Annotated in this window: 1 protein-coding gene and 1 pseudogene; both read left to right on the top strand. The window is 43.9% G+C overall.

Going from position 1 to position 1267, the window contains the following annotated elements; all coding sequences use genetic code 11:
- A pseudogene (locus tag R7070_RS25565) lies at window positions 1–305 on the top strand (PTS fructose transporter subunit EIIBC); the annotation flags it as partial.
- 309 nt (window positions 306–614) lie between these two features.
- On the top strand, window positions 615–1190 hold the full coding sequence (locus tag R7070_RS25560; protein WP_025589686.1) for a porin family protein: 576 nt from the start codon (window positions 615–617) through the stop codon (window positions 1188–1190).
- Window positions 1191–1267: the final 77 nt, after the last annotated feature.

The following is a 1267-nucleotide window of genomic DNA, read 5'->3' as shown; positions in this document are numbered from 1 at the left end:
GCAAAGCATCATTCGTGCTAGGTCTGTGCTTTATCTCTGAAGGTGCAATCCCATTCGCAGCGAAAGACCCAATGCGTGTAATCCCATCTTGTATGGCTGGTGGCGCTCTAACAGGTGCTCTATCTATGCTATTCGGCGCGAAACTGATGGCACCTCACGGCGGTCTATTTGTACTGCTTATCCCTAACGCAATTTCTCCAGTCTTGATGTACTTGGTAGCAATTGCTGCAGGTACGGCGGTAACAGGCTTTACCTATGCATTCCTAAAAAACAAAGCGGATGCAAAACAAGAAGTTGCTGCATAAGCAAAACTTAAGCGATTAACACTTAAGCAATTAACAATGCCACCCTCGATTTGGCATTCAGCACCTCCCTTAAATTCCGGTTAAGGGAGGTGTTTTTTATTTCCCCCTCTTCTGACAAAACCATACATTTCGATACTTAACCTTTATTTTTTGACTCGTTATGCTGCACGCATGAGAGGTGCGACTTATTTGCTTAACTAACGCTTCGGTGACTTGTGTTTTTTCAAGTAGCCGATGAAAAATCCCAAATGCAGATAAAGCCTCTTATATTTCACTTCGTTTTAATCAAAATAATAAAGTTAATTACACATGAAAAAAGCTGTCCTTTTGTTAGCTGCTGTTTCAGCATTCGCGCAAGCAAATCAAACTGATGTCGAGAAAAAAGACGTATCAGGCTTTTACCTTGGTGGTGGTATCGGGGTTACAACTGTCTATGACGACAGTGTTTGGCCGTATGCGGTTAATCTGGATTCTAACGACTCCACATACAAACTGTTTGGCGGTTACCAGTTCAACCGTATCGTCGCAATCGAAGCGCAATACACACGCTACGGTGATATTTTTGACAAGTTTGAAGATGCACCACGCACAATGGTAAAACCTGAAAACATCGCTCTAATGGCGAACCTAGGTTACACCTTTGACAGTGGCTGGCGTCCGTTTGCGACGGTTGGCCTTGGTCGTACCGAACTTGATTTTGGCTCTTCGTCAAAAGCAGAAACGTCATTCCGTGCAGGTGTTGGTGGCGAATACTCACCTAAAGCGATCGAGAATCTGAATTTCCGCATCGCGTATGAAGTAGACACATTTGTAATTGACGAAACTTACGATGACTTAACCATCATGATCGGCTCGCTTTACGCTGGTGTTTCTTACAAGTTCTAAAACGAAAAAAGCCCTGAGGAAATCCCTCAGGGCTAGGCAGGAAGCTGACTTAGATAAGTCAGGAGTCCTTATGCAGT

Origin of the sequence: Vibrio sp. 1557 (assembly GCF_033340175.1) — a bacterium.
GTDB classification, from domain to species: Bacteria; Pseudomonadota; Gammaproteobacteria; order Enterobacterales; family Vibrionaceae; genus Vibrio; species Vibrio alginolyticus.
Note: the sequence above shows the minus strand (reverse complement) of the source record. Positions and strands in the feature narration are given on the sequence as shown.